We start from the raw sequence: 248 nt of genomic DNA, 5'->3' as shown, positions 1-248 counted from the left end.
TCGTCTGCCACCGCATCACGGAGAACCACCCCTGTCCACCCTGGTTTCGCTCCGCAACATCACCACGCCCTACCAGCGCGGCCCCGAACAGGTGCAGGTGCTGCACGGTATCGACCGGGACATCCAGCGCGGCGACTTCGTCGCCCTGATGGGGCCGTCCGGCTCGGGCAAGACCACCCTGCTCAACCTCAACGGCGGGCTGGATACGCCCAGCGGCGGCGAGATCGAGATCGAAGGCGAGCGCATCG

1 protein-coding gene is annotated in these 248 nt (G+C 67.7%); it reads left to right on the top strand.

What is annotated here, in order from left to right:
• Nucleotides 1-31 precede the first annotated feature (31 nt).
• Nucleotides 32-248, top strand: a 217-nt coding sequence (locus tag ACQG3P_RS21300) for an ATP-binding cassette domain-containing protein (protein ID WP_426806164.1), incomplete at its 3' end; no start/stop codon positions are given.

Source organism: Stenotrophomonas sp. SrG, from assembly GCF_050031795.1.
In the GTDB taxonomy this organism is placed as follows: domain Bacteria; phylum Pseudomonadota; class Gammaproteobacteria; order Xanthomonadales; family Xanthomonadaceae; genus Stenotrophomonas; species Stenotrophomonas rhizophila_A.
This window is presented reverse-complemented; position numbering and strand designations above follow the sequence as displayed.